The sequence below is a fragment of the Streptomyces sp. 2A115 genome (genome assembly GCF_052245575.1).
Classification (GTDB): Bacteria; Actinomycetota; Actinomycetes; order Streptomycetales; family Streptomycetaceae; genus Streptomyces.
Genome location: NZ_JBQQCG010000070.1, coordinates 57,035 through 63,083, shown reverse-complemented (window position 1 = coordinate 63,083; position 6,049 = coordinate 57,035). Strand labels below are relative to the sequence as shown.

Sequence of the window (6,049 nt, the reverse complement as noted above, 5' to 3'; positions counted from 1 at the left end):
CACCGGCGAGGTCGGCGAAGCGGTGGCGACGCAGCAGCGCGTGGTGGACCTCTTCACCCGTCTCGCCCGGGACGATCTGCGCCGGTACGAACCGTACCGGGCGACCGCGCTGGCCAATGTCAGTGTGCATCTGGAGTCGGCCGGTCGGTGGGAGGAGGCCTACCGGGCCAACCAGGAGGCGGCGATCGCGTACCGCAGGGCCGCCGTCCACGATCCTGGGCAGCGCAGGGGGTTGGCGATCGCGTTGTCCAACGGGGCGGCCCTCACGTTCCGTCCGCCTGCGGAGGACGTCGCCCTGCGCGAAGCGGTCAAGTTGGGCCGGGAGTTGGTGCGCGAGGGGGCGCTGGTCGAGGACACGCCGCTCGTCGCGTCGCTGGAGCGGCTGCGCGAGCACCTGTCCGCGCGTGGCCGGCACGCCGAGGCCGTCGCGCCGGCGCGGGAGGTGGCCGAGCTCAACCGGCGCCTCGCCGAGGCCGATCCGCACCGGTACACCTCCGCGTGGACGACGGCGCTGATGAGCCTGCACGGGATCCTGCTCGACGCGGACCGTTCCCAGGAGGCCGTGGAGGTCGGCGAGGAGGCGGTGACGTGGCTGCGCAGGCTGGCCGACCGCGCGCCCGCCACCTACATGTCGTCCCTGGGCGACGCGGTGTTGCGGCAGAACAGCGCGCTGCGGGCGGCGGGCCTGCCGCCGGAACCGGAGGTCGACGTTCCGCGGCGGGTGCTCGATCCCGACTCCCTGGGCCGGCGGGTGCCGGAGGCCCGGATCGCGGTGGACGGGTGGCTCCCGGAGCTGCTGCCCGTGCCGCACGTGTCGGCGGCGGTACTGGAGGACACGGCGAGCGGGCTCGCGCGCCGGCGGGACTGGCCGGCGTACTGGGAGCTCGTCCGCTCCGCTCCCGTCGCCGACGCGGTGCACCTCGTGCACCGGATCCCACGGCGCGCCGGGGCGCCGGGCCATCCGCTGGATGCGGAACTGTTCGACTGGCTGCGGTCCCTCTCCCCGCGCCGCGCGCGGGCCCTCGTAGAGGGGGCGGCCGGCGCGGCCACCCGGACGCTGCCCGAGGACTTCGGCCTGTTCTCCGCGGCGCACAGCGCGTTCGGGCACGGCGGCGAGGTGCTGGCCATCGCGCACGTGGGGGACGACTCGGACGAGCAGTCGCGCGAGGTGATCGAGACCCTCGAGCCGGAGTCCGGCACGCGGACGGTGCTCCACCGCGGTCCCGTGTGCCACAACTCGCTCGCCGTCCTGGGCCCCGGGGACGTGGTCGTGCTGCGCCGCAGCGAGGGGTACGAGGCCCGGGCGGAGCTGGTCCGGCACACGCCGAGCGAGACGCAGGTGCTGGCGCGCGGCCGCACGCTCACCGGGGCGCATCTGGCGGCCACGGCATACGGATGCGTGGTCTCGCTGCCCCTCGCGCCGCAGGTCCTGGTCGTGGAGACGACCGGGGAGTTGCGCCAGGTCGACCTCGGGCAGTGGGCGCTGAGCACCGGCGGTCCGATGGCGGTGACCCCGGAGGGCGACCGCATGGTGCTGTGCGACGGCTACCGCCTGATCGCCGTCCACGCCGCACTCGGCCACGCGCTGGACGCGGCCCCTGTACCGGCGGAGCACGCGCCGGTACGGGAGCTGGTCTTCGCCGGGCAGGACACGCTCGTGACGGCGGGGCGGCACGGCGGGCTGGTGCTGTGGCGGCTGGACGCCGACGGGATGCGGCCGGTGGCGTCCCGCGACACCCCGATGCTGTCGCAGCTGTGCGCGGTCCCGGCCTGGGACGTGGTCGGCGGTCACGCCGGTTCCGAGGGCCGGGTCCGCTTCTTCGACCCGTGGCGAGGTCTCGCCCCGGTCGACGCCCCGCCCGCGATCGTCGGCTCCGCCCGTCGCCTGCGCGCGGTGCTGGCGGCGCCGGGCGGACGTCACGTCATCTACTCCGGGCAGCTCGACGTGGACGCGCCGCCGCGGCGCCGCTCCTTCGCGTTCGTGACCCGGGTGCACGATCTGCACCATCCCGGTTCGCTGTTGCGGCGGTCGCCGACCGGTTTGGGCGACGCCGAGCGCGCGGCTTTGGCCCGGGCTGACGGGGATAATCCGGGCGTGCGCGACCTGTTGCGCCTCGCGCACGTGATGGCCACCCGCCTCTGAGGACCCAGGGAGCGTGAGTTTGATCCTTAACCTCGGGCCCGGTCGAGTGGTCACTCTTTGGAGTGATCGCAGGGTATGAGGGCGGCCTTCCTCGTGGTCCGCGGGGGGCCGGGCCGCTCGCGCCGGGGACCACCGGGGTCTGTGACGGCCCCGTGCCTCCCTTCCGACAGGTCAGCCGGACGACCGACCGGGCCGGCCTGGCACACCGCGCGAGGGATGATGGGGATGGAATGATGGAACGTGAGGTCAGGAGCGTCCATGGCGAAGCGGGTTCACCGACCCCGTGAGGACGCGGAGTTCAATTTCATCCTAGGGATGAGCGGAGTTCCGGTCCTCGCATACTTCACCGGGGCATGGCCCAAGGCAATCGAGCCCTGCCGGGTGATGGACCTCGTCATGGGTGGCATCGCCGACGACTACACGGGCCGCCTGACGGCCGTCCGCACCGACATCACGCGTTGTCCGGCCGCAACCGAGCGATACGGGATCATCGGAGCCCCGTCCTACGTCCTGCTGAAGGAGGGAGAGGCGGTGGCGCACGGCACGGGGCCTATGACCATCGCCGAGGTACGGAAGTTCCTGGACGGCCACCTCTGAGCGGCCGCTGCGGCACGTGGCCGCGACGCCCGTCACGTCTCGTCTATGGAAGCTGCGCCGGGGTGACATTTTCAGCGGTGACTCCACAGTGGAGGGATTCCTGAGGCCGCAACCGGATTCGAACCGGTGTGCACCGCTTTGCAGGCGGTTTCCTGACCACCCGTACGTCACGCGTGGATGAGGCCACGCTTCCGCGGGACTACCAGCGCATCCTCGCCGCCGTGCGGCAGGCTGCCGGACCGGTCATGGCCCGGCAGGTCGGCGAAGTACTGGGGGTGGACGTCAGTGCGCCGGCCAAGCTGGAACCGCTGCGCGGGAAACTGGTCAGACTGGCCGATCGCGGCTGGCTGCGGAAACTGCCCGGCGGCCGGTTCCCCACCTGCCTGTGACCAGGACCGCTACTCGCATCGGCTCGGCCCGGGCGTAACCGGGGTGTCCCTGAGGGTCGTTGGAAGCCGGGCCGTCCATGGACCGGCCCGTCCCGCCGGTGCTGTTCGTCTTCGCCTCCGGCCCCGGCAACGAGGGAGGCCGCCTTCCACGAGCGCGCCCGCCGCGTCCGGAGCGTGAACTACCGGCTCACCGTGGCGACCACGACCCTGGCGCAGCGGACCCGGCAGGGGCCCGATCAGCCCGTGTGGCGGGTCGTCGGCCACGGCGAGGACCTCGTCCTGGACGCGCTGCCCAAGGCCCGCTGAGCCCAGGGACGGGACAGCGGCGGCTATTCAGGGCTGCCGAACAGTTCGACGTCGCCGGGGGAGAGGTGGGGCCGGGCGGAGGAAGCCTGCTTCCGGTGACCGGCTTGCCCTGGGCATCACCGACTCCGTGAGGGGCGATCCGGCACCAGACCAGTCCGGAGGGCCACGGCCACGGCGGTCGTGCGGTTGCGGCAGTTCAGCTTGGCGAAAATGTGCGCAACGTGGCGTTTGACGCCGTGCTCCGAGATGCCCATGGCGCGGGCGATCTGACGGTTGCTCATGCCTGCCGCCATGCCGTCGAGCGTTTCCACCTCCCGCGCGGTGAGAGAGGGGGTGGCGATTTCCGCGGGGGCCGAGTTGCCGGCCAGGTGGAACAGTTGGCGTACGGCATGCCGGGAGACCGCGACCGTCTCGTCGGCTCGGTAAGCCAGGGCTTCGGCCACCGCTGGACCGCGTAGGTCTTCGACATGTACGACGGCGTCCAAGGGGAAGCCCAGTAGGTCCTCGAACCGTTCGCGCGTCTGCATGCGCAGGACCATGACCACGTGCGTGTCCTGCCGGGTCAGCAAGCCCACGAGGGGAGCCACATCATGGTGGTTGACTTCGGAGGAGATGACCAGGGTCAGCGGGGCGCCAAGGCCGCCGACGGGAATGCTGGCAGAGGTGGCGACCGATGTTACGGGCGCGGATGGGCTGGATTCCTCCAGGGCCCGCCGGATCAGAGTCCGGGAGGTGGGGTCCGGGTCGATCAGAAGGATGTGGCCGGACGTCGTGCTGCGGCCCCCCGTGGCCGCAGTCATAAGCACTGTGCCTGAGGACAACGCGAACGGTCTTCCCCCATGACGATGTCCCTCCCGGCAGACGACGAACAATGCTTGTCATCGGGAAGTACTATCGATCGCCGTATTTGCGTAGTCAAGCAGTTTGAAGCGACCCGCCACCCGGACGGGTCGGGGGGTGTCCGCGTGCGCCCTGACGAACGGCGCCTGACGTGGAGCGGCGGGTGACGGACAGTGCCGGTCAGTGTGCGAAAACCGGTCCCTGTGACGGATCGGGGCGCCCACGCGGGAGCAGCAACGCGCCGGCCACGGCCGCTCCCAGGGAGATCACCGCACAGGCCAGGAAGGCGCTGTCGAAACCGCTCACTGACGGGGCCGATTCTCCTCCCGCTTCCAGACCCGCGCCCGCGACCGCGGCCACGACGGCCACGCCCAGGGCGGCGCCCATCTCGTGGCAGGTGTTCACCAGGCCCGAGGCGAGCCCCATGTCCTCGTGCGGAAGATCGCTCATCGCGCTGGTCGTGGCGGACACGAACCCGGCGCCCAGGCCGAACGCGACGAGCAGGAAGCCGGGGAGTACCTGGGTCCACGCGTTCCCGCTCTCTTCCACCTGCGCCAGCAACAAGCTCCCTGCGGCACCGAGCACGAAGCCGGTGGTCGCCACCGGACGCCAGCCGAACCTGCCGATCGCCTGCGAACTCAGGTGCGCCGAGAGGGTGATGGCGACCGCCACCGGAAGGAAGACCAGCCCGGTCCTGAGGGCGCTCAGCCCCAGGACGTGCTGCAGGTAGAGCGAGCAGAGGAAGAACATGGAGATCAGGACGCCCGATGCGGCGAGCATGACCACGCTGCCTCCGACCAGGCTGCGGCGCGTCAGCACGGAGAGCCGTACGAGCGGCGCGCGTACCGACCTCTCCACCGCCACGAACACTGCCGCGCAGGCGACCGCGCCCGCCAAAGGCAGCAGGCTCGAACCCGAGCCGAAACCATGCTCGCGGGCCTGGACGAGGCCGTAGATCAGCAAGCCGGGTGCGGCCGTCATGGTGAGGGCACCGGCGAGGTCGATGCTTCCGGGGGAGTCCTGGTGGTGGCCACCGGAGCGCTCCTTGTTCCCCTCGTTCTCCTTGAGCAGGACGGCCACGCTGAGGAGGACCGCCGCCCCGATCGGGACGTTGATGAAGAAGACCCACTCCCAGCCCAGGCTGGTGGTCAGCAGACCGCCGAGCAGTACGCCGAACGCGGCTCCGCTGCCGCCGATGGCCGCCCATACACCGAGTGCGCGATTGCGTTCGGCGCCATGGAACATCGAAGTGATGATCGCCATCGCGGCAGGGGAGAGCATGGCGGCTCCCACACCCTGAGCGGCGCGGGCGGCGATCAAGGTTCCGCCGTCCTCGGCCAGACCGGACAGCAGGGACGCGGCGGTGAAGACGAGTAGTCCGGCGAGGAACATCCGCTTGCGGCCCACCGCGTCACCGGCGCGACCGCCGAGCAGCAGCAGACTGCCGAAGCAGAGGGTGTACGCCGTCACCGTCCAGGTCAACTGGCCTGCGCTGAGGGAGAGTTCGTCGCCCACGGTGGGTAGTGCGACGTTGATGACGGTGACGTCCACGATGAGCAGGAACTGGGCCATGCACAGCAGGGCCAGGGTCGCCCAGCGATGCGGTGCGGGCGGGCCGTGCTCGTCTTCGTGGTGGTGTGCTCCGGGATGGGCAGGCCCGTGGGGTGAGCTCTCCTGGGTCACCGGTGCGCTCCTGATCTCTGACGGTGCTGTAAGGGTTACCGTAGCGCCGCGGAATCCTAAAGTGAACGGCCATGTAAAGGTTTCTTGATGC

At 71.1% G+C, this 6,049-nt stretch carries 5 protein-coding genes; 3 read left to right on the top strand and 2 right to left on the bottom strand.

Annotation, left to right across the window (positions count from 1 at the left end):
* The 3 genes from ACTWQR_RS41310 to ACTWQR_RS41300 all read left to right on the top strand — a co-directional run.
* Window positions 1–2,143 (top strand): hypothetical protein (locus ACTWQR_RS41310; RefSeq protein WP_443232405.1); only part of this gene is annotated, 2,143 nt, incomplete at its 5' end.
* Between the two features lie 258 nt (window positions 2,144–2,401).
* Window positions 2,402–2,740 (top strand): thioredoxin family protein, encoded by a 339-nt coding sequence (locus ACTWQR_RS41305; protein WP_443232404.1) that lies wholly within the window; start codon window positions 2,402–2,404, stop codon window positions 2,738–2,740.
* A gap of 128 nt (window positions 2,741–2,868) precedes the next feature.
* Complete coding sequence (locus ACTWQR_RS41300) at window positions 2,869–3,129, top strand: hypothetical protein (RefSeq protein WP_443232403.1); 261 nt, start codon at window positions 2,869–2,871, stop codon at window positions 3,127–3,129.
* Window positions 3,130–3,551: 422 nt separating this feature from the next.
* Here ACTWQR_RS41300 and ACTWQR_RS41295 read toward each other — a convergent pair whose 3' ends face one another.
* Window positions 3,552–4,235, bottom strand: coding sequence for a response regulator transcription factor (locus tag ACTWQR_RS41295; protein WP_443232402.1), 684 nt, complete (start codon window positions 4,233–4,235; stop codon window positions 3,552–3,554).
* A 220-nt stretch (window positions 4,236–4,455) separates the two neighbouring features.
* Entirely contained in the window at window positions 4,456–5,958 is a 1,503-nt protein-coding gene (locus tag ACTWQR_RS41290; protein ID WP_443232401.1) for an MFS transporter, read from the bottom strand.
* Window positions 5,959–6,049: the final 91 nt, after the last annotated feature.